Origin of the sequence: Micromonospora nigra (assembly GCF_900091585.1) — a bacterium.
Taxonomy (GTDB): Bacteria; Actinomycetota; Actinomycetes; order Mycobacteriales; family Micromonosporaceae; genus Micromonospora; species Micromonospora nigra.
On the sequence record NZ_FMHT01000003.1, the window covers coordinates 4,669,552 to 4,689,717 of the forward strand.

The following is a 20,166-nucleotide window of genomic DNA, read 5'->3' on the forward strand; positions in this document are numbered from 1 at the left end:
TACTTAACTGCTTGCTAGTGGGGGGCAACATAAAGTAACTTCACCCGCAACGTGAAGTGGGTGGGGGGATCGGATGACCGTCGACGAGTGGAGGGTCGAGCCCGGGAGCGACGTGCTCATCCGCAAGGTCGACGGTCACCTCGCGGCCCTGCGGGCCGGCCTGCACGGTCCCGAGCTGGAACTGGCCGAACGTCTCGCCCGGTGTCTGCGGGAGATGGTGGTCGCCACCGCCCAGGCCAGCGCCGCCGACCGGGGGCAGGTCCGTGCGGCGGTGCACTACTTCGTCCTGCGCCGGGAGAGCCGTGGCCGGCTGTTGTCGGTGCGGTCGCTCGCCGCCGCGCAGCGCGTCGCCAACCGGGTCGCCCGCCAGCTCGGCCGACCCGACCTGGTCGTCGATGTCCGCCCCGAGCGGCCCGCGTCCGACGGTGTCCGCGACGCCGTCGACGCGGCCGCCTGCTGACCGACCGGCCCACCGCCCGACAAGCCCCCCGCCGCCTCGGCCGAGGTCACGACGGCTCACTCGGTCACCGGCCGGGACGAGGGGGTGCCGCCGCGCCAACCCCACCCGGGCGCAACGTCCCAACAGGGCTATTTCGGGAAAACCGCCCATCGGGCGGCGATCTGACGTCTGATCGCAGCTAGGGCGTGTCGCGTGGACCGCCGGGCGACCGCCCGGGATCCGTCTCCCGGTCCGACCGGCACCCCCACGGGACGCGCCCGGGGCCCGGTCGGCAGACCAGGCGCGCCGCGGCCACCACGACCGGGGAGCACGGGTGCTCGTACTGCTGATCCTCCACCTCGTGGCGGCCCTCGTCGCCCCGCTGCTCGTCCGGTGGTGGGGGTCCCGGGCCTGTTACCCGTTGGCGCTGGCCCCGGCCGCCGCGTTCGGCTGGGCGCTGGTCCACACGCCGGACGTCGCCGACGGCGGCGCGGTCGTGCAGACGTACCCGTGGATTCCTCAGCTCGGCCTGGACATTGCCCTGCGGGCGACCACCCTGTCCTGGCTGATGACCCTGCTCGTCGGCGGCATCGGTGCGCTGGTGCTGGTCTACAGTGCGCGCTACTTCCACCCCGGCTCGCTCGGCCTGGCCCGGTTCGCCGCGGTGCTGGTCGCCTTCGCCGGGGCGATGCTCGGTCTCGTCCTCGCCGACGACCTGCTGCTGCTCTACGTCTGCTGGGAACTCACCACGGTCTTCTCCTACCTGCTCATCGGGCACAGCACCGAGCGGCGTTCCAGCCGCTGGGCGGCGGCCCAGGCGCTGACGGTGACCACCCTCGGCGGGCTGGCGTTGCTGGTCGGCATCATCATGCTGGGCGAACACGCCGGCAGCTACCGGTGGTCGGTGATCACCGAGCGGCCCCTGCCCGGCGGCGCCTACCTGGTCACGGCGGTGCTGCTGATCCTCGCCGGGGCGCTGTCCAAGTCCGCCGTGCTGCCGTTCAGCGCGTGGCTGCCGGTGGCGATGGCGGCACCGACCCCGGTCAGCGCCTACCTGCACGCCGCCGCGATGGTCAAGGCCGGCGTCTACCTGCTCGGGTTGCTCGCCCCGGTCCTCGCGGCGGTCGGCCAGTGGCGGCCGGTGGTGCTGGTCGCCGGTCTGGTCACCATGCTGGCGGCGGGCTGGGCGGCGCTGCGACAGGACGACCTGAAGCTGCTGCTGGCGTACGGCACGGTCAGTCAACTGGGTCTGCTCACGGTGGTGGTCGGGGCGGGCACCCCCGACGCCGCGTTGGCCGGCCTGGCCATGCTGCTCGCCCACGCCCTGTTCAAGGCGGCGCTGTTCCTGGTCGTCGGCATCGTCGACCACAGCACCGGCACCCGGGACCTGCGCGAGTTGTCCGGGCTGGGCCGGCGCACCCCGCTGCTGGCGGGCGTGGCGGTGCTCGCCGCCGCCTCGATGGCCGGCCTGCCCCCGCTGGTCGGCTTCGTGGCCAAGGAGGCGGTGCTGGCGGCGTTCACCGACCAGCCTCTCGTGCTGGCCGGGCTGGTCGCCGGCACCGCGCTGACCGTGGCGTACAGCATCCGGTTCTGCTGGGGCGCGTTCGCCACCCGACCGGACGTGGCCGACGCCGCCCCGGGGCCCGTCGCGGCGTCGATGCTCGTCCCCCCGGCGCTGCTCGCGGTGGCCGGGCTGGCCGTCGGCCCCGCCGCGGGGGCGCTCGACCACCTGTTCCGCCCGTACGCGGACCTGTTCGGCACGGTCGGCAAGGACCTGGCGCTGTGGCACGGCCTGACCCCCGCGCTGGGTCTGTCGGCGCTGGCGATCGCCGGGGGCGTGGCGCTGTTCGCGCTGCGCGGACCGCTGGCCCCCGCCCTGGCCCGGCTGCGGTCACCGGTCGGCGGCCAGGCGTGGTACGAGGCGGTCACCCACCGCTTCGACCGGCTCGCGATCCAGGTCACCGGCGCCACCCAGCGGGGTTCCCTGCCGCAGTACCTCGGCAGCATCCTGATCGTCCTCGCGGTGCTGCCCGGCGGGGCGATGCTGCTGACCCGACCCTGGCGCGAACGGCTGCCGCTGTGGGACGACCCGCTGCAACCCGTGGTCGTCGTGGTGATCGCCGTGGCGGCGGTGCTCGCGGTCGGCGCGCGACGACGGCTGACCGCGATGCTGCTGGTCGGCGTGACCGGCTACGGCACCGCCATGCTCTTCGTGCTGTACGGCGCACCCGACCTGGCGCTGACCCAGTTCCTCGTGGAGACGGCCACCATCGGCGTGTTCGTCCTGGTGCTGCGTCGGCTGCCCGAGTGCTTCTCCGCACGGCCGCTGCGCCGGAGCCGGTGGGCCCGGCGCGTCGTCGGAGCGGTGGTGGGGGTGGTGGCGGCCGGCCTGGCGCTGACCGCCGCCGGTGCCCGCCGGGAACCGACCATCTCCGAGGCGTTCCCGGAGCTTGCCGTGACCGGCGGCTACGGCCGCAACGTCGTCAACGTGACCCTGGTCGACATCCGCGCCTGGGACACGATGGGGGAGTTGTCGGTGCTGGTGGTGGCCGCCACCGGAGTGGCCAGCCTGATCTTCCAGCGGTCCCGCACCGGACCCCGCCCGCGCCGGCCGGAACCGACCACCCGGCCCCGGCGCAAGGGGCGACCGGTGTGGCTGCGCGGCGGTTCCACCCTCCGGGAGCGCCGCCGGTCGATCGTGCTGGAGGTGGTCACCCGGCTGATCTTCCACACGGTGGTGGTGTTCTCCTTCTTCCTGCTCTTCTCCGGGCACAACGCCCCCGGCGGCGGGTTCGCCGGGGGCCTGGTGGCGAGCCTGGCGCTGACCGTGCGCTATCTGGCCGGCGGGCGGTACGAGCTGGCCGAGGCTGCTCCGGTCGGCGCCGGGACGGTGCTCGGTGCCGGTCTCGCCGTCTCCGTCGGCACCGGGGTGGTGTCACTGCTCGTCGGCGGTGGGGTGCTGGAGAGCGCCAGGGTGGATCTGACGCTGCCGCTGCTCGGCGACTTCTACGTGGTCACCTCCCTGTTCTTCGACGTCGGCGTGTACCTGGTGGTGATCGGCCTGGTGCTCGACATCCTGCGCAGTCTCGGTGCCGAGGTGGACCGGCACATCGAGGCGGCGGGCAACTCGCCGGGTGGCCTGGCAACCGAGGGACGGGGGGCCGCACGTGAGGGGGGTCGGGCCGAACCTGGTGCTCGTCGTGGCCGTGGGCGTGCTGGTGGCCTGCGGCGTGGTGTTGCTGCTGGAACGCAGCCTGAGCCGGATCCTGCTCGGCATCATCCTGCTCGGCAACGGTGTCAACCTGCTCATCCTGCTCGGAGGCCGGTCGGGGCAGGCTCCGGTCGTCGGCGTCAACGACCCCGCCGACACCAGTGACGCCCTGCCGCAGGCGATGGTGCTCACCGCCATCGTGATCACCTTCGGGTTCACCGCCTTCCTGCTCGCCATCAGCTACCGCAGCTGGTACCTCACCGGGGACGACGACGTGCCGGACGACCTCGAGGACCGGCAGATCGTGCGGCTGGCGGAGCGCAACGAGGTGAGAACCGCCGACGTGGGTGGCGAGGGGCCGAACGGTGACCCGGAGCAGGTCGACCCGCCGCTGACCCGCCGGCCCCGCCGGGAGGGCCCCGGATGAGCGTCGCGTCCCTGGTTCCGCTGCCCGTGGTGGTGCCCCTGCTGGGTGCGGCGCTGACGCTGCTGCTGGCCAACCGGCCGTGGCTGCAACGCACCGTCAGCATGACCTGTCTCGCCGGAACCCTGGCGGTGGCGGTGGTGCTGCTGGTGCAGGCGTACCGGTACGGCCCGGTGGTGGTGCAGGTGGGTGGGTGGCCCGCGCCGGTCGGCATCGTGCTGGTCGCCGACCAGTTGGCCGCCCTGATGCTGGTGGTGTCCTCGGCGGTGACACTGTGCGTGCTGCTGTACTCCATCGGCCAGGGCCAGGGCGAGACGGGCGAGAGCGCGCCGGTGACCATCTACCACCCCACGTACCTGGTGCTGACCGCCGGGGTGACGAACGCCTTCCTGGCCGGTGACCTGTTCAACCTCTTCGTCAGCTTCGAGATCCTGCTCGGCGCGAGCTTCGTGCTGATCACCCTGGGCGGCACCGCGGCGCGGATCCGCACCGGCTCGACGTACGTGGTGGTCAACATCCTGTCCTCGCTGGTCTTCCTGACGGCGGTGGGTCTGGTGTACGCGGCGACCGGCACCCTGAACCTGGCGCAGCTCGCGCAGCGGCTCGACGCCCTGCCCGGCGGCGTACGGCTGAGCCTGCAACTGGTGCTGCTGCTGGCCTTCGCGATCAAGGCGGCGGTCTTCCCCCTGTCGGCGTGGCTGCCGGACAGCTACCCGACGGCTCCGGCCCCCGTCACGGCGGTCTTCGCGGGCCTGCTCACCAAGGTCGGCGTGTACGCGATCATCCGTACCCAGACCCTGCTCTTCCCGGACGGGCAGGTGAACGGGCTGTTGATGGTGGTGGCCGGGTTGACCATGGTGATCGGCATCCTCGGCGCGGTGGCCCAGTCCGACATGAAGCGGCTGTTGTCGTTCACCCTGGTCAGCCACATCGGCTACATGATCTTCGGAGTGGCGCTGAGCACCGTCGCGGGGCTGTCCGGGGCGATCTTCTACGTGGTGCACCACATCACCATCCAGACCACGCTGTTCCTGGTCGCCGGGCTGGTCGAGCAGCGAGCGGGCAGCACCGACCTGCGCCGCCTGGGCGGGCTGGCCCGGATCGCCCCGCTGCTCGGGATCCTGTTCTTCGTACCGGCGATGAACCTCGCCGGAATCCCGCCGTTCTCGGGCTTCCTCGGCAAGCTGGGCCTGCTCCAGGCCGGGGTGGTGGCCGGCGGGCCGCTGCCCGGCGCCCTCGTCGCGGCGGGAACGGTGACCAGCCTGCTCACCCTCTACGTGGCGACCCGGGTGTGGAACATCGCCTTCTGGCGGGCGCCCCGCCTGGCCACGGCGGAACCGGTGGTGCGCCTGCCCGCCCTGATGGTCGGCGCCACCGTGGCGCTGGTGGTGCTCGGCCTGGCTCTGACCGTCGCCGCGGGCCCGCTGTTCGACATCACCGCCGCCGCCGCGTCGGACCTGCGCGAGCGCGGGCCGTACGTGCGCGCCGTCCTGCCCGGGGAGCCGGGGTGAGCGCGGACGACGGGGTGCCGCCGGGGCCGGCCACCGGCGGCGACGGTCCGGGGACGACGGGCCGCGACCAGTCCGGCCGGGTGGCGGGGACGGACCCGGAGCGGACCGGCCCGACCGGCATCCGGTGGCGCGACCAGGCCATCGCGGTCGGCTGGCTGGTGCTCGTCTGGAACCTGTTATGGGGCGAGTTCACCTGGGGGAACCTGCTCGGCGGGCTGCTGGTCGCCGGGGCGGTGCTGGTGTTCTTCCCGCTGCCGCCGGTCACCTTCGCCGGGCGGCTGCGCCCCCGCGCGCTGCTGGTGTTCTGCGTCCGGTTCGCCGTCGAACTGGTCAGTGCCAGCGCCCACGTGGCCCGCATCGCCGTGCAACCCGGGTACCGCCCCCGGTCGGCGATCATCGCGGTGCCGCTGCGGGTGCGCACCGACCTGAACCTCACCCTCACCGCCGAGGTGCTCTCCCTGGTCCCGGGCACCCTCATCGTCGAGGTGGACCGGGACGCCGGGATCCTCTACGTCCACGTCCTCGACGTACGCGGCCCGGCGGACCTGGCCGCCTGCCGGGAACGGATCCACGGCGTGGAGGAGCGCATCGTCCGCGCGGTCGGCTCCGACGCCGAGCTGCGCCGGGTCCGCACCGAACCCGTCGAGAGGGGTACCGAACCGTGACCGCCGTCCTCGCCGTCGTGATCGCCGCGCTGCTGTCGGTGACCGCGTTGCTCGCGCTGATCCGCCTCTACCGGGGGCCGTCCCTGCTGGACCGGGTGGTCGCCGCCGACATGCTGCTGGCCACCATGGTCGGCGCGGTGGGTGCCGAGGCCGCGGTCAACCGGCACGCCACCACCCTGCCGGTGCTGGTGGTGCTCTCGCTGCTGGGCTTCGTCGGCTCGGTGGCGCTGGTCCGCTTCGCCGTGCGGGAGGAGTCCTGATGCCGGGCGCGGTGCTGGACTTGGTGGGGGCGGCCTGCCTGGTCGCGGGCGCGGGGTTGAGCCTGGCCGCCGGGATCGGCGTGCTGCGCTTCCCGGACGCCCTGAGCCGGATGCACGCGGCCACGAAGCCACAGGTGCTGGGGCTGCTGCTCATCCTGGTCGGGGTGGCGCTGCGCCTGCGGACGCCGGGTGACCTCGGCATGGTGGTCCTCGTCGGGGTGTTCCAGCTGGTCACCGCGCCGGTGGCGGCGCAGATGATCGGCCGGGCGGCGTACCGGTCGGGGCGGGTCGACCGGAGCCTGCTCGACGTGGACGAGTACGCCGATCGGTGAGAGGTGCTCCGGGGATGACCTTCGGCTCACTCCCGGCGACCCACCGGGACCGCCGGTAGAATGACCGCATGATCGACTCTTCTGCCCCGGAGGGCAGCAGTAGCCAGCCGGGTCAGCCCCGGCATCCCCACGACCCGACCGCCCCGGGAGCCCTGAACCTCCCGTGCTGATCGCGATCGGTCTCGTACTCATCATCGTCCTCACCGCCGCGACGGGTTACTTCGTGGCGCAGGAGTTCAGCTACGTCGCCGTCGACCGGGGCAAGCTCAAGCACCTCGCCGACTCCGGCGACCAACCGTCCGTCCGGGCCCTGGAGGTCACCGGCCGGCTCTCCTTCATGCTCTCCGGCGCGCAGCTGGGGATCACCGTGACCGCCCTGCTGGTCGGCTACGTGGCCCAGCCCTACCTGGGCGCCGGCCTGGCGGACCTGTTCGGCCTCGCCGGGGTGTCCGCGCGGGTCAGCCTTCCGGTGGCCGTCGCGCTCGCCCTGGTCATCGCCACCGTGGTGCAGATGGTGCTCGGCGAGCTGGCCCCGAAGAACCTGGCCATCGCCCGCCCCGAGCCGCTGGCCCGGTGGCTCAGCCGGTCCACCCTCATCTACCTGAAGGTCGCCGGGCCGCTCATCACGCTGTTCGACAAGGCCGCCGTCCGGCTGCTGCGCCGGCTCGGCATCGAACCCATCGAGGAACTGCCCAGCGGCGCCACCCCGGAGGATCTCGAACAGATCATCGCCGAGTCCCGGCAGGAGGGGCACCTCTCCGCCGAGATGTCCGCGCTGCTCGACCGGGGTCTGGACTTCCGTCAGCTCACCGCCGGTGAGGCCATGGTGCCCCGGGTCGACGTGCACACCGTCCGGGCCCACGAGCCGGTCAGTCGGGTCGTCGAGCTGCTCGACACCGGCCGGTCCCGGTTCCCCGTCCGGGGTGCCGAGGGCGTCGACGACGTCGTCGGCGTGGTGGGCATCGCCGACGTGCTCCGGGTACCGCCGGAGCGGCGCGCCACCACCCCGACGAGCACCGTCGCCGTACCGCCGCTGCTGGTGCCGGAGACGCTGCCGCTGCCGACGGTGCTGGACCGGCTGCGCTCCGGGCACCGGCAGCTCGCCTGCGTCGTCGACGAGTACGGCGGCTTCGCCGGGGTGATCACCCTGGAGGACATCGCCGAGGAACTGGTCGGCCCGATCCGGGACGAGGACGACCCGCCGGAGCGGGCCCCCGCCCGCCAGGACGACGGTTCCTGGGTGGTGCCCGCCCGCTGGCGGATCGACGAGGTGGCCGACAGCACCGGCATCTCGCTGCCCGAGGGGCCCGAGTACGACACCCTGTCCGGGCTGGTCATGCGGGAACTGGGTCGGGTGCCCGAGGTCGGCGACCGGTTGGAGATCAGCCTGCCGGCCGACGGCGAGGACGGCGGGACGGAACCCCGGGCTCTGGTCGAGGTGCTCGCGGTGGACCGGCACGTCGCCGACTCCGTACGCCTCCAGGTCACCGGCGGCCGGGAGGTGGGCGCGTGAGCGCCGGCCTGGCCCTGGCCATCTCCGTGGTCCTGCTCGCCCTCAACGGCTTCTTCGTCGCCGCCGAGTTCGCGCTCGTCGCGAGCAAGCGGTACCGGCTGGAACAGCTGGCCGCCACCGGCGGCCGGGCGGCGAGGGCGGCGCTGGACGGCGTCCGTGAGCTGTCCCTGATGCTGGCCGGCGCGCAACTCGGCATCACCCTGTGCACGCTGGGCCTCGGCGCGCTCGCCGAGCCGGCGATCGAACACCTGCTCAGCCCGCTGCTGCACGCGGTGGGTCTGCCGGAGACGGCCAGCCACGTCATCGCGCTGGTCTTCGCGCTGAGCCTGGTGACCTTCCTGCATCTGGTGGTCGGCGAGATGGCTCCGAAGTCGTGGGCGATCACCGACCCGGAGCGTTCGGCGCTGCTGCTCGGCCTGCCGTTCCGGGCGTTCGCCTGGGTGGCCCGGCCGGTGCTGTCGGCGCTCAACGCCGTGGCCAACGCCATGCTGCGGCTGGTGAAGGTCAACCCGCAGGACCAGTTGGCCCAGGTGCACGGCCCGGACGAGCTGCGGATGCTGCTCGAACAGTCCCGCGAGCACGGGCTGCTCGGCGCCGCCCAGCACGAACTGCTCACCAGCATGCTGGAGTTGCAGGGCACCACCGTGTCACAGGTGATGGAGCCGTTCGACCGGATGGTCACCGTCGGCTGTGACGACGGGGTCGACCGCATCGAGCGGGTCAGTCGCGACAGCGGCCGGTCCCGCCTGGCGGTGCTGGACGCCGTCGGTGACGTGTGCGGTCTGGTCCACGTACGGGAGGCGGTGCGCGCCACCGCCTCCCGGCCGGACGCCACCGCCGCGGACCTGATGAACGACGCGTTCACCCTGCCCGCCTCCGCCACGGTTCCCGAGGCGGTGGCGGCGATGCGGGCCCGCCAGTCGCAGCTCGCGCTGGTACGCAACGGCGGTGGCCCGGCCCGGCCCGTCGGTTTCGTCGCGCTGGAAGACCTGTTGGAGGAGGTCATCGGCGAGTTCGACGACGAGACCGACCCGATTCCGCGCGCCGCGCGCCGGCTGCGGTAGGGCGGCCACGCGGTGCGGCTGACGGGGGTGTCGCCGGAGTCGGGCGGAACGGGCCTGACGGTGCAGACCGCTCTGGCCAACCCGAGCACCCGTCCGGGCCTGAGCCTGCCCGGGCGGGTGACGGTCACCGCCGACGCGGGCGACGTCTCGGTCCACCACGTCCGGCTCGGCCTGGTGGCTCAGGCCGAGCCGGACGATCCGGAGGCTCCCCGTCGCCTCATGCAGTACCACAGCGCGCAGGTGGCCGAGGGGTTCGTGTTGCGGGCGGGGCGGACCCGGTCGATCCCGTTCGCGTTCCCGCTGCCGTGGGAGACCCCGGTGACCACGTTCGGCGGGGTTCCGCTCCTGAGCCTGGAGACGGCGCTGCGTACGGAGGTGGCGGTCGCGCCGCTGCTCGACCAGGGAGCCATGGTGCCGTTGTTCGTGCATCCGCTGCCCACCCAGCGGCACGTGCTGTCGGCGCTCGACGAACTGGGTTTCACCATGCGCCAGGCCGGACTGGTGGCCGCGCGGCTGCCGGGGGTGGAGCAGACGTTGCCGGTGCACCAGCGGCTGGGTTTCTGGGTGGCACCGCTGTACGCCGGCCCGATCACCGAACTGGAGGTGATCTTCGTGGCGAACTCCGCCGAGCTGGAGGTGATCCTCTGGTGTGACCGGCGACTGTCACTGGCTGGCATCACCCACACCAGCATCAGCCGGTTCCGGGTCTGGCACGTCGACGCCGACCAGCGGGACTGGGTGTCGACGGTCGACGGCTGGCTGCGCCACACGATCAACCGGCACGCCGCGGCGGCGGCCCACGCGGACTGGTCGGCCACCATCAGCGAGTCCGCCCATGTGAGCCGCCCACCCGACCGGCCGGTCCCGCCCGGCTTCGGCCTGGGCGGCACGGCCGGCGGCGCGGGCGTCGGTGGCGGCGGCTCCGGCGGCGACGGCACCTGACCCGGCCCCGGTGGGGCAGTGGGACCGGCCCACCCCCGGTGGGGCAGTGGGTGGGGCAGGCGGAGGCCGGCCCGGCCCGGCCCGGCCCGGCCCGGTCGGGGCGGGGCGTGGGGCGGAACGGGTCAGGCGGAGGCGGTGGCGAGTTTGACGCTGAAGGCGAGGAAGAGCGCGCCGATCGTCGTGGTGGCGCCGGCGGCGAGGCGGCGGCGAGCCCGGAACTGGGCCGCCAGGAACGTCCCGGCGAAGATCAACGCGGTCAGGTAGAGCACGCTGGTGAGCTGGGCGATCAGCCCGAGCAGCAGAAACGACAGTGTCGGCCAGGCGTACCCGGGGTCGACGAACTGGATGAAGAACGACACGAAGAACAGGATCGCCTTCGGGTTGAGCAGGCTGATCACCAGCGCCTTACGGAACGGGCTGCGCATGGCCGCCGGCTCCGCGGCGTCGATCAGCCGCGGCGTGGCCGGGTCGTTGCGGTCGCGCCAGCGCCGCCACGCCCCACGCAGCATGGTCACCCCCACGTAGCCCAGGTACGCGGCACCCGCGTACCTGATCACGAGGAACAGCGGTGGGTACGCCTTGAGCAGCGACGCCACCCCGGCGGCGGAGAGCACCATCAGCACCCCGTCGCCGACGAACACCCCGCCAGCGGCCCGGTAGCCGGTCGCCACGCCCCGACGGGCGGCGGTGGAGAGCACGAACAGCGAGTTGGGCCCGGGCAGCAGGATGATCGCCACGGTGCCCAGCACGTACGTCCAGATGTCGGTGATGCCCAGCACGCCCGTCATCATCGGGCCACCTGTGCCGTCCTGCGAAGCCGACCGACCTGTGCTTCCGGCCACTGGTCGAGGGTCAGCGCGTGCGGCACGGTGTCCCGCCGGGTGCCGTCGGGGCGCAGTCGGGGCCTCCGCAGCATCCGTGCCGGGGGCCCGGCGTCGGCCGCAGGTACGCCGGCACGGGCGCGGTGACGCCCTCGTCCGGCTCGGGCAGCCCGGCGGTGAGGCGCAGCGGCACCACCCCCGCCCAGTGCGGCAGCGCGTAGTCGTCGGGCTCGTCGCGGACGCCGCCGCTCCGGACGCGTAGCGACACCTCGCGCAGCGGCAGGGCCAGCACGGCCGTCTCGGCCAGTTCCCGGCGGTTCGGGGGGCGGCTGTCGGCGGCGCGTCCCACGCCGACCTTCTCCACCAGCGCGGTCAACGCCTCGGTCTTCTCGACCGGGTCGGTGACCAGGTGGGCGGTGCCGTGGGCGACGACCGAACGGTAGTTGGCGCTGTGGTGGAACTGGGAGCGGCCGTAGACCAGCCCGTCGAGCAGGGTGACCGCGACGCAGGCCGGCAGACCGCCGCCCCGGGCGGCGAGCAGTGGCCGGCTGCCGGTGGAGCCGTGCAGGTAGAGGGTGTCACCGACGCGCACGTGCAGGGTGGGCAGCATGCGCGGCTCGCCGTCGACGGTGAACCCGAGGGTGCAGTGGTAGGCCTCGTCGAGCACGGCGTGGACGGCGGCCCGGTCGTAGCTCATCCGGTCTCGGGACCGGCTGGCGGTGGTGCGGTCGGTCTGCGCGTACATGCTCCCGCCTTAGTTATAGTACAATCTTGTGTTTGTGTCAGAACGCTATCAGGTGACCGGTGCGACGGCAGTCGAGATTTCGGCCAGCATCGAGTCGGGCATCCGCCGCGCCGCCCTCGCCCCCGGCGACCTCCTCCCGCCGGTCCGGGCCCTCGCCGCCGACCTGGCCGTCAGCCCCGCCACCGTCTCCCGCGCCTACGCCGAGCTGCGCCAACGGGGGCTCATCGTCACCGCCGGCCGGCACGGCACCCGGGTCCGACCCCGGCCCCCCGTCGCCGCCCGCCGCGCGGCCATGCGCCCACCAGCCGCCCCCGGCCTGCGCGAACTGTCCCAGGGGGAACCCGACACCCGGCTGCTGCCCCCGCTCGGCCCGCACCTGGCCCGACTCGCCGCCGAGGCCGGCCACCCGATCGGGTACGCCACCGCCGGGGTGCTGCCCGAAGTGGCCGAGGCCGCCCGCGCCCGGCTCGCCGCCGACGGGGTGCCCGCCGACGAACTGACCCTCACCGGCGGCGCGCTCGACGGCATCGAGCGGCTGCTCGGCGCCCACCTGCGCTTCGGCGACGCGGTCGCCGTGGAGGACCCGGGCTGGGCCAACCAGCTCGACCTCGTCGCCGCGCTCGGGCTGCGCCCCATCGGCGTACCCGTCGACGACGACGGGCCGCTCGTCGCCGGGATCGCCGCAGCCCTCGCCGCCGGGGCGCGGGCACTGATCGTCACCAGCCGGGCCCAGAACCCCACCGGCGCGGCACTGTCGGCCGGCCGCTGCGCCGCGCTGCGCCACCTGCTCGCCGACCGGTCCGACCTGCTGCTGATCGAGGACGACCACGCCGCGGAACTGGCCCGCGTACCGCTGCACCCGCTGGCCGGCGCGACCCGCAACTGGGCCTTCCTGCGTTCGGTGAGCAAACCTTTCGGCCCCGACCTGCGCCTGGCCGTCCTCGCGGGCGACGAGACCACGGTGGCCCGGGTGGCCGGCCGGGTCCGGGTCGGCGCGGGCTGGGTCTCCACCGTCCTGCAACGCCTCGTCCTGACCCTGTGGCGCGACCCCGCCGCGACCGCGCTCGTCGCCCGCGCGGCCGACAGCTACGAACGGCGTCGCGGGGCGCTCGTCGCGGCCCTCGCCGACCGGGGGGTGGCCGCCCACGGCCGCACCGGAATCAACGTCTGGGTGCCCGTGGCCGACGAGACCAGCGCGCTGACGGCGCTACGCGACGCCGGCTGGTCCGTCGCGCCCGGCGCGCTCTTCCGCATCGCCGCCGGGCCGGGCCTGCGCGTCTCGGTCGGTCCGCTCGACGACGCCGAGATCCCGGCCCTCGCCGACGCGGTGGCCCGCGCGATCCACCCCGCGCCGGACGGCGGCTTCACCGCCTGAGCCGGACGGTCGGCCGTCCGGCACCCTCGCGCAGGGGCCGGCTTCGCTGCCGGACGACCGCCTCGGCCCCGGCGGGACGGATCGGGTAGAACAGTCGTCATGTCCGAAACCGACACCGCGCCCGGCGCGCAGAACTTCATCCCGCCGGGGGCCGCCAGTCTCGCCGCGCTACGCGCCGCCGCCACCGGGTGCCGGGGCTGCGAGCTGCACCGGGCGGCCTCCCAGACGGTCTTCGGCCGGGGCGACGCCACCGCCCGGCTGGTCTTCGTCGGCGAGCAGCCCGGTGACCTGGAGGACCAGAAGGGGCTGCCCTTCGTCGGCCCCGCCGGCAGGCTGCTGCGCCGGGCGGTCGACGACGTGGGCCTGGACCCCGCCCACATCTACCTCACCAACGCGGTCAAGCACTTCCGCTTCGAGCTGCGCGGCAGGCGGCGCATCCACCAGACCCCGGACCAGGTGCACGTCACGGCCTGCCGGCCCTGGCTGGTGGCCGAGTTCGCCCACCTGAACCCGCAGATCGTGGTGGTGCTCGGCGCCACCGCCGCGAAGGCGCTGCTCGGCCCGGGCTTCCGGGTCACCCGCCAGCGCGGGGAGTTGCTGCCCTGGCCGGACGCCGCCCAGCGCCCGGACGACTTCCGGCAGGTGCCGGTGGACAGCGCCGGACGGACCGCCGACGCCCCACCGGCCCGGTTGCTGGCCACCATCCACCCGTCCGCCGTGCTGCGGGCGGACAACCAGGAGGTGGCGTACCAGGGCCTGGTCGCCGACCTGACCGTCGCCGCCCGCGCCCTCACCACCTGAGGTCGCCGCCCTCACCACCTGAGGTCGCCCTCCTCGCGGCCGACCGGCCGTCCGGCCGCGAGCGGCCCGGACGAGTAGATCCCGGGCCGGCGCCCTCCGGCCCTGGGCAGGGGGCCCGACAGGGCCTGGGCAGGGTGCGTGAGCGGTGCCACACTTGCCGCCATGGAGCAGCACCTCTACGAGCGTGACCACGACGAGTTCCGCGACCTGTGCCGGGCGTTCCTGGCCCGCGAGGCGGTGCCGCACCACGACCGCTGGGAAGCCGACGGCATCGTCGACCGTGAGGTGTGGCGCAAGGCCGGCGCGGCCGGGCTGCTGGGCATGGACGTCGACCCGGAGTACGGCGGCGGCGGGCAGCGGGACTTCCGGTTCAACGCGGTGCTGGTCGAGGAGATCGTCGCCGCGGGCTGCTCGGGGCTGGGCTTCGGCCTGCACAACGACGTGGTGGCCCCGTACCTCACCGAACTGACCACCGACGAGCAGCGCAAGCGGTGGCTGCCCGGCTTCTGCTCCGGCGACCTGGTCACCGCCATCGCGATGAGCGAGCCCGGCGCCGGTTCCGACCTGGCCGGGGTACGCACCACCGCCGTCCGCGACGGCGACACCCTCGTGCTCAACGGGCAGAAGACGTTCATCACCAACGGCGAGATGGCCGACCTGGTGCTGGTGGTGGCCCGCACGGCCGACCAGGGCGCGCACGGGGTGAGTCTGATCGCGGTGGAGGCCGGCACCCCCGGCTTCACCCGGGGCCGACGGTTGGCCAAGGTCGGCCTGAAGGCCAACGACACCGCCGAACTGTTCTTCGACGACTGCCGGGTGCCGGCGGAGAACCTGGTCGGCACCGAGAACCACGGCTTCTACCACCTGATGGCCAACCTGCCCAGGGAGCGGCTGAGCATCGCGGTCTCCGCCGTCGCGGCGGCGGAGAAACTGCTCGCGATCACCCTCGACCACGCCCGCTCGCGGGAGGCGTTCGGCCGGCCGATCGGCAGGTTCCAGCACAACCGGTTCCTGCTGGCCGAGATGGACACCGAGGTGACCATCGCGCGGACCTTCGTCAACCACTGCGTCGCGGAGTTCGGCGCGGGCCGGCTGTCCGTCACCGACGCGGCCAAGGCCAAGTGGTGGACCACCGAGTTGCAGAACCGGGTCGCCGACCGCTGCGTGCAGCTGCACGGCGGCTACGGCTTCATGCTGGAGTACCCGGTGGCGAAGTACTGGCTGGACGGCCGGGTGCAGACCATCTACGGCGGCACCACCGAGATCATGAAGGAGATCATCGGCCGCGGGCTCGACCTGTAGCGAAACCCGCTGCCGGCCGGCCCGGCCGATGCGCAAGGATGGGACGGCGTACCGCCCCTTACCGTGCCCGGGAGTCGCCGATGGCCACCGACCTCACCACACCGGTCGCCGCGCTCGACGCGGCACCGATCCAGCGGCGCACCCTGCGGCTGCTGTTCGGCACCCAGATCATCGGCGGCATCGGTGTCACCATCGGCATCTCCGTGGGGGCGCTGCTCGCCGCCCGGGTCGCCGGCACCGCCGTCGCCGGCCTGGCGCAGAGCGCCGCCGTGGTCGGTGGCGCCCTGCTCGCCGTACCGGTCACCCGGATCATCGACGCGCACGGTCGCCGGCCCGGACTGGTCGTGGCGTACCTGGCCGGGGCGGCCGGTGCGGTGCTGGTGGTGCTCGCCACGGTCACCGGCTCGGTGCCCCTGCTGTTCCTCGGCATGCTCCTGTTCGGCGGCGGCAGCGCCGCCAACCTCCAGGCCCGCTACGCGGCGGTCGACCTCGCCGAGCCGACCCGGCGGGGTCGGCAGCTCTCCCTGATCGTCTGGGCCACCACCATCGGCGCGGTGGCGGCACCGAACTTCGCCGCGCTCGCCGACCGCACCACCAGCGGCTGGGGGCTGCCCGCGCTGTCCGGGCCGTTCGCGTTCAGCGCGGCCGCGTTCGTGCTGGCCGCCGGCGTACTGCTGGCCCTGCTGCGGCCCGACCCGCTGCTGACCGCGCGCCGGCTCGCGGCGGCCGACGCCCCCGTGGCCCCACCGGCGCGCACCGGTGGGCGCGGGCCGGGGATGCGGGCGGCCTGGCGGGTGGTCCGGGAGCGTCCGGCGGCCCGGCTCGGCATCGCCGCCGTCGCGGTCGGCCACGCCGTGATGGTCGCCGTCATGTCGATGACCCCGGTACGCCTCGGCGAGTCGCACGGCGACGCCGACGTGCTGCGGGTGGTCGGTGTGGTGCTGAGTCTGCACATCGCCGGCATGTACGCCCTCGCGCCGGTGGTGGGCTGGCTCACCGACCGGTTGGGCCGGCGGGCGGTGATCCTCGGCGGCGTCGCGTTGCTGTTGGCGGCCTGCGCGGTCGCCGGCACCGCCGGACACGACACGCCGCTGCTCTCGGTCGGCCTGGTTCTGCTCGGGCTGGGCTGGTCCGGCACGATGGTGGCCGGGTCGACGCTGTTGTCGGAGTCCGTGCCGGCGGCGGGCCGGCCACGGGTGCAGGGGTTGTCCGACCTGACGATGGGCCTGGCCGGGGCCGTGGCGGCGGCGGCCAGCGGGTTCGTCATGCGAGCCGCCGGCTATCCGGCGCTCACCCTGCTGGCGGCGATCGCGGTGGTGCCCCTGGTGGCGCTAGCGTTGCGGACGGCGTCTCCGGGGATCCCCGGCGGTCAGGTGCCGTCCGGGGTCACCGGCGGTCCGGTGCCACCGGCGGCTGCCGGCGGTCGGGTGCCGCGCGGCGCGGCGGACGAGGAGGGCTGATCACGTGCGGCTGACCGACTTCTGGGGGCGGCTGGAGGAGGCGTTCGGTCCCGGCTACGCGGCCAGCATCGCCCGCGACCAGGTGCTGTCCCAACTGGGTGGGCGGACCATCGAGCAGGCGCTCGCCGCCGGTGAGCGGACGAACGTGGTGTGGCGTGCGGTGGTCGCCGCGTACCCCGACCGGGTGCCCTCCCGACTACGCTGAGCAGCCGATTCGTCACTTCCGTGTGTCACTTGCCGACTCGTACACCTGTTCGGCTATTGTCCACAGCGGGGTGCTCGTCCACAGCTCACGGCCGGTCGGCTGGTGTTCTGTCGGACCCAGCGCCTAGCGTGTCCCGCGTGACGCGAAGCTCAGGAAAGACGCCGGCGAAGGCAGGGGTGGCAAACATGGCCGCAGGGCCCGATCGGGAGAAGGCACTCGACCTTGCTCTCGCTCAGATCGACAAGCAGTTCGGCAAGGGTTCGGTGATGCGCCTGGGTGAGCGGCCCGTCGTCCAGACCTCCGTCATCCCGACCGGTTCCATCGCGCTCGACGTGGCGCTCGGCGTGGGCGGCCTGCCACGCGGCCGGGTCGTCGAGATCTACGGCCCGGAGTCCAGCGGTAAGACCACGGTCGCCCTGCACGCGGTGGCCAACGCCCAGCGGGCCGGCGGCATCGCGGCCTTCGTCGACGCCGAGCACGCGCTCGACCCGGAATACGCGAAGGCCCTCGGCGTCGACACCGACGCCCTGCTGGTCTCCCAGCCGGACACCGGCGAGCAGGCGCTGGAGATCACCGACATGCTGGTCCGCTCCGGCGCGATCGACATCATCGTGATCGACTCGGTGGCGGCCCTGGTGCCGCGCGCCGAGATCGAGGGCGAGATGGGCGACAGCCACGTCGGCCTCCAGGCCCGGCTGATGAGCCAGGCGCTGCGCAAGATCACCGGCGTGCTCAACAACACCGGCACCACCGCGATCTTCATCAACCAGCTCCGCGAGAAGATCGGCGTGATGTTCGGATGCATGTCGTACTCGACCCGGGTCACTCTGGCCGACGGCACGCAGGAGAAGATCGGCAAGATCGTCAACCAGCGGATGGACGTCGAGGTTCTCTCGTACGACCCCGTGACCGACCGGGTCGAGCCGAAGCGGATCGTCAACTGGTTCAACAACGGTCCGGCCGAGCAGTTCCTCCAGTTCACCGTGGCGAAGTCGGGGGGCAACGGCCGGGCGCAGTTCGCGGCCACCCCGAACCACCTGGTCCGCACCCCGGGCGGGTGGCGGGAAGCGGGCGAACTGATTGCCGGTGACCGGGTGATGCTCACCGAGCCACGCCGGCTCAGCGACCAGCAGTGGCAGGTGGTGCTCGGCTCGCTTCTGGGCGACGGTGCCCTGTCGCCCAACCGGCGCGACCGTGGCGGTGTCCGCTTCCGTCTCGGCCACGGTGCCCAGCAGGTCGACTACCTCGACTGGAAGGTTTCGCTGCTCGGCAACATCGACCACTCTCGTCGTACGGACGCGCGGGGTGCGGCGTTCGTCGACTTCACGCCGCTGCCGGAACTGGACGAGCTGCGCCGCGCGGTGTATCTGGGTGACGGCAAGAAGCACCTCAGCTGGGATTACCTCAAGGCGTTGACTCCGCTGGCCCTGGCGGTGTGGTACATGGACGACGGATGCTTCACGGTCCGCTCCAAGGGTGTGCAGGAGCGCACGGCCGGCGGTTCCGGTCGGATCGAGATCTGTGTCGAGGCGATGGCCGAGGGCAGCCGGGACCGACTGGTGGAGCACCTGCGCGACGCGTACGGCATGGATGTGAAGCTGGTGTCCCGGGGGGCCCGGCAGACGGCCTCCGTCATCTTCACCACGGAGTCGTCGGCGCGTTTCCAGGAACTTGTCGCGCCCTACGTGCCTGCGGCGATGGAGGCCAAGCTACTGCCCCGGTTCCGCGGCCGGTACACCGTCGAGCCGCAGTTCGTCGCGGCGGAGCTGATGCCGGTTCCGGCGCGAATCATCGACGTGCGGGTCAAGCCGAAGAGCCGCTCGATGAATCGGTTCGACATCGAGGTGGAGGGCAACCACAACTACTTCGTCGACGGCGTCATGGTGCACAACAGCCCAGAGACCACCACCGGTGGCCGGGCGCTGAAGTTCTACGCCTCGGTCCGGCTCGACGTGCGCCGCATCGAGAGCCTGAAGGACGGCACCGACGTGGTCGGCAACCGCACCCGGGTCAAGGTCGTGAAGAACAAGGTCGCCGCCCCGTTCAAGCAGGCCGAGTTCGACATCATGTACGGCAAGGGCATCTCCCGCGAGGGTTCGCTGATCGACGTGGGCGTCGAGCAGGCGATCATCCGCAAGTCCGGCGCCTGGTACACGTACGACGGCGACCAGCTCGGCCAGGGCAAGGAGAAGGCCCGCGAGTTCCTCCGGGAGAACCCGGACGTGGCGGCCGAGATCGAGAAGAAGATCCTGGAGAAGCTCGGCGTGGGGGTCAGCGCGGGCGACGCCGCCGGTGGCCCGGAGCTGCCGCCGGTCGACTTCTGATCGGCCGCTGATCGGTGGCCGGAAGACGTGCCCGCACGGGGCGTGGCTGGGATGCCAGCCCGCCCCGTTCGGGTGACGGTGACGTCGCGCCCCGACCGCGCCGGGGTCGAGGTGGCCGCACCGACGAGACCGAGCGGGAAACCACACCGTCCCCGCCGCGCGACGAGGCCGAGGTGGCCCGCGAGATCTGCCTGCGGCAGCTCGCGGTGCGTCCGCGCACCCGTGCCGAGCTGGCCGGGGCGCTGGCCAAGCGGGGCATCTCCGACGAGGTGTCGGTCGAGGTGCTCGACCGCTACGACGAGGTCGGCATCATCGACGACGCGGCCTTCGCTCGGGCCTGGGTGTCGAGCCGACACGCCGGGAAGGGCCTGGCCCGGCGGGCGCTCGCCGTCGAGCTGCGCCGCCGTGGGGTCGACGGTGAGGTGGCCGGTGAGGCGCTCGACGAGCTGGACGAGGACACCGAGGCCGAGACGGCCCGTGCGCTGGCGGAGCGGAAGCTGCGTACGGCCCGGGGTGCGCCCGACGCGGTGTTCCGGCGGGTGGTGGGCATGCTGGCCCGCAAGGGCTATCCGCCGGGGGTGGCGATCCGGGCGGTGAAGGACGCCCTGGCCGCGCAGAGCGCCGAGGCGGCCGAGTTCGCCGAGCAGGTCGACGCCGACGCCCTGGCCGAGGCCGAAGGGGAGTTCGACCGGTAGGACCGGCCGCCGGACGAGGCCGCACCGGCCGAGGGTCGCGGACGCGGGCGGCGGCGTGTCGGTGCGTGACGTCCCGG

At 73.4% G+C, this 20,166-nt stretch carries 16 protein-coding genes and 5 pseudogenes; 19 read left to right on the forward strand and 2 right to left on the reverse strand.

The features are described 5' to 3' along the window. Positions 1 to 73 precede the first annotated feature (73 nt). The 10 genes and pseudogenes from GA0070616_RS20315 to GA0070616_RS20355 all read left to right on the forward strand — a co-directional run bounded on the left by GA0070616_RS20315 (position 74) and on the right by GA0070616_RS20355 (position 10,361). Positions 74 to 460 (forward strand): hypothetical protein, encoded by a 387-nt coding sequence (locus GA0070616_RS20315; protein WP_091085427.1) that lies wholly within the window; start codon positions 74 to 76, stop codon positions 458 to 460. Positions 461 to 773: 313 nt separating this feature from the next. Continuing rightward, positions 774 to 3,599, forward strand: a pseudogene (locus GA0070616_RS20320) (Na+/H+ antiporter subunit A); the annotation flags it as partial. 7 nt (positions 3,600 to 3,606) lie between these two features. Further along, entirely contained in the window at positions 3,607 to 4,077 is a 471-nt protein-coding gene (locus GA0070616_RS28495) for a Na(+)/H(+) antiporter subunit C (RefSeq protein ID WP_245712842.1), read from the forward strand. Continuing rightward, positions 4,074 to 5,585, forward strand: coding sequence for a Na+/H+ antiporter subunit D (locus tag GA0070616_RS20325; protein ID WP_091085434.1), 1,512 nt, complete (start codon positions 4,074 to 4,076; stop codon positions 5,583 to 5,585). Before GA0070616_RS28495 ends, GA0070616_RS20325 begins: the two co-directional genes overlap by 4 nt. 80 nt (positions 5,586 to 5,665) lie before the next feature. Then, positions 5,666 to 6,250 (forward strand): Na+/H+ antiporter subunit E, encoded by a 585-nt coding sequence (locus GA0070616_RS20330; RefSeq protein ID WP_175440286.1) that lies wholly within the window; start codon positions 5,666 to 5,668, stop codon positions 6,248 to 6,250. After that, complete coding sequence (locus GA0070616_RS20335; RefSeq protein WP_091085438.1) at positions 6,247 to 6,510, forward strand: MrpF/PhaF family protein; 264 nt, start codon at positions 6,247 to 6,249, stop codon at positions 6,508 to 6,510. Before GA0070616_RS20330 ends, GA0070616_RS20335 begins: the two co-directional genes overlap by 4 nt. Further along, on the forward strand, positions 6,510 to 6,842 hold the full coding sequence (gene mnhG / locus GA0070616_RS20340; RefSeq protein WP_091085443.1) for a monovalent cation/H(+) antiporter subunit G: 333 nt from the start codon (positions 6,510 to 6,512) through the stop codon (positions 6,840 to 6,842). The genes GA0070616_RS20335 and mnhG overlap by 1 nt, the downstream gene beginning before the upstream one ends. Before the next feature lie 163 nt (positions 6,843 to 7,005). Then, positions 7,006 to 8,355 carry a hemolysin family protein gene (locus GA0070616_RS20345; protein WP_091085447.1) on the forward strand — a complete coding sequence of 450 codons (1,350 nt, stop codon included), beginning with the start codon at positions 7,006 to 7,008 and terminating at the stop codon, positions 8,353 to 8,355. Beyond that, the gene (locus tag GA0070616_RS20350) at positions 8,352 to 9,419 is read left to right on the forward strand and encodes a hemolysin family protein (RefSeq protein WP_091085449.1); all 1,068 of its coding nucleotides are present in this window, start codon (positions 8,352 to 8,354) and stop codon (positions 9,417 to 9,419) included. The genes GA0070616_RS20345 and GA0070616_RS20350 overlap by 4 nt, the downstream gene beginning before the upstream one ends. A 12-nt stretch (positions 9,420 to 9,431) precedes the next feature. Beyond that, positions 9,432 to 10,361: a sporulation protein gene (locus tag GA0070616_RS20355; protein ID WP_091085453.1), complete on the forward strand. Its 930-nt coding sequence runs from the start codon at positions 9,432 to 9,434 to the stop codon at positions 10,359 to 10,361. A 122-nt stretch (positions 10,362 to 10,483) separates the two neighbouring features. On the opposite strand, the gene leuE is transcribed toward GA0070616_RS20355, so the two are convergent. Both leuE and GA0070616_RS20365 read right to left on the reverse strand, forming a co-directional pair. Further along, entirely contained in the window at positions 10,484 to 11,152 is a 669-nt protein-coding gene (gene leuE, locus GA0070616_RS20360) for a leucine efflux protein LeuE (protein ID WP_091085456.1), read from the reverse strand. A gap of 127 nt (positions 11,153 to 11,279) precedes the next feature. After that, a pseudogene (locus tag GA0070616_RS20365) lies at positions 11,280 to 11,927 on the reverse strand (pyridoxamine 5'-phosphate oxidase family protein); the annotation flags it as partial. A 34-nt stretch (positions 11,928 to 11,961) separates the two neighbouring features. Here GA0070616_RS20365 and GA0070616_RS20370 point away from each other — a divergent pair. The 9 genes and pseudogenes from GA0070616_RS20370 to GA0070616_RS20400 all read left to right on the forward strand — a co-directional run bounded on the left by GA0070616_RS20370 (position 11,962) and on the right by GA0070616_RS20400 (position 20,089). Continuing rightward, positions 11,962 to 13,302 carry an aminotransferase class I/II-fold pyridoxal phosphate-dependent enzyme gene (locus GA0070616_RS20370; protein WP_091085463.1) on the forward strand — a complete coding sequence of 447 codons (1,341 nt, stop codon included), beginning with the start codon at positions 11,962 to 11,964 and terminating at the stop codon, positions 13,300 to 13,302. 99 nt (positions 13,303 to 13,401) lie between these two features. Then, entirely contained in the window at positions 13,402 to 14,103 is a 702-nt protein-coding gene (locus GA0070616_RS20375) for a UdgX family uracil-DNA binding protein (protein WP_091085467.1), read from the forward strand. A 162-nt stretch (positions 14,104 to 14,265) separates the two neighbouring features. Then, positions 14,266 to 15,405, forward strand: coding sequence for an acyl-CoA dehydrogenase family protein (locus GA0070616_RS20380; RefSeq protein WP_091085471.1), 1,140 nt, complete (start codon positions 14,266 to 14,268; stop codon positions 15,403 to 15,405). 80 nt (positions 15,406 to 15,485) lie between these two features. Then, positions 15,486 to 16,769, forward strand: a pseudogene (locus tag GA0070616_RS20385) (MFS transporter); the annotation flags it as partial. 100 nt (positions 16,770 to 16,869) lie between these two features. Beyond that, positions 16,870 to 17,070 carry a DUF3046 domain-containing protein gene (locus tag GA0070616_RS20390; RefSeq protein WP_091085478.1) on the forward strand — a complete coding sequence of 67 codons (201 nt, stop codon included), beginning with the start codon at positions 16,870 to 16,872 and terminating at the stop codon, positions 17,068 to 17,070. A 185-nt stretch (positions 17,071 to 17,255) separates the two neighbouring features. After that, positions 17,256 to 18,107, forward strand: a pseudogene (recA, locus tag GA0070616_RS29200) (recombinase RecA); the annotation flags it as partial. A 42-nt stretch (positions 18,108 to 18,149) separates the two neighbouring features. Next, positions 18,150 to 18,722 (forward strand): annotated as a pseudogene (locus GA0070616_RS29205) (LAGLIDADG endonuclease); the annotation flags it as partial. Positions 18,723 to 18,893: 171 nt separating this feature from the next. Beyond that, positions 18,894 to 19,394 (forward strand): hypothetical protein, encoded by a 501-nt coding sequence (locus tag GA0070616_RS29210; protein WP_281188613.1) that lies wholly within the window; start codon positions 18,894 to 18,896, stop codon positions 19,392 to 19,394. A gap of 14 nt (positions 19,395 to 19,408) precedes the next feature. Continuing rightward, positions 19,409 to 20,089, forward strand: coding sequence for a regulatory protein RecX (locus GA0070616_RS20400; protein WP_091085485.1), 681 nt, complete (start codon positions 19,409 to 19,411; stop codon positions 20,087 to 20,089). Positions 20,090 to 20,166 lie beyond the last annotated feature (77 nt).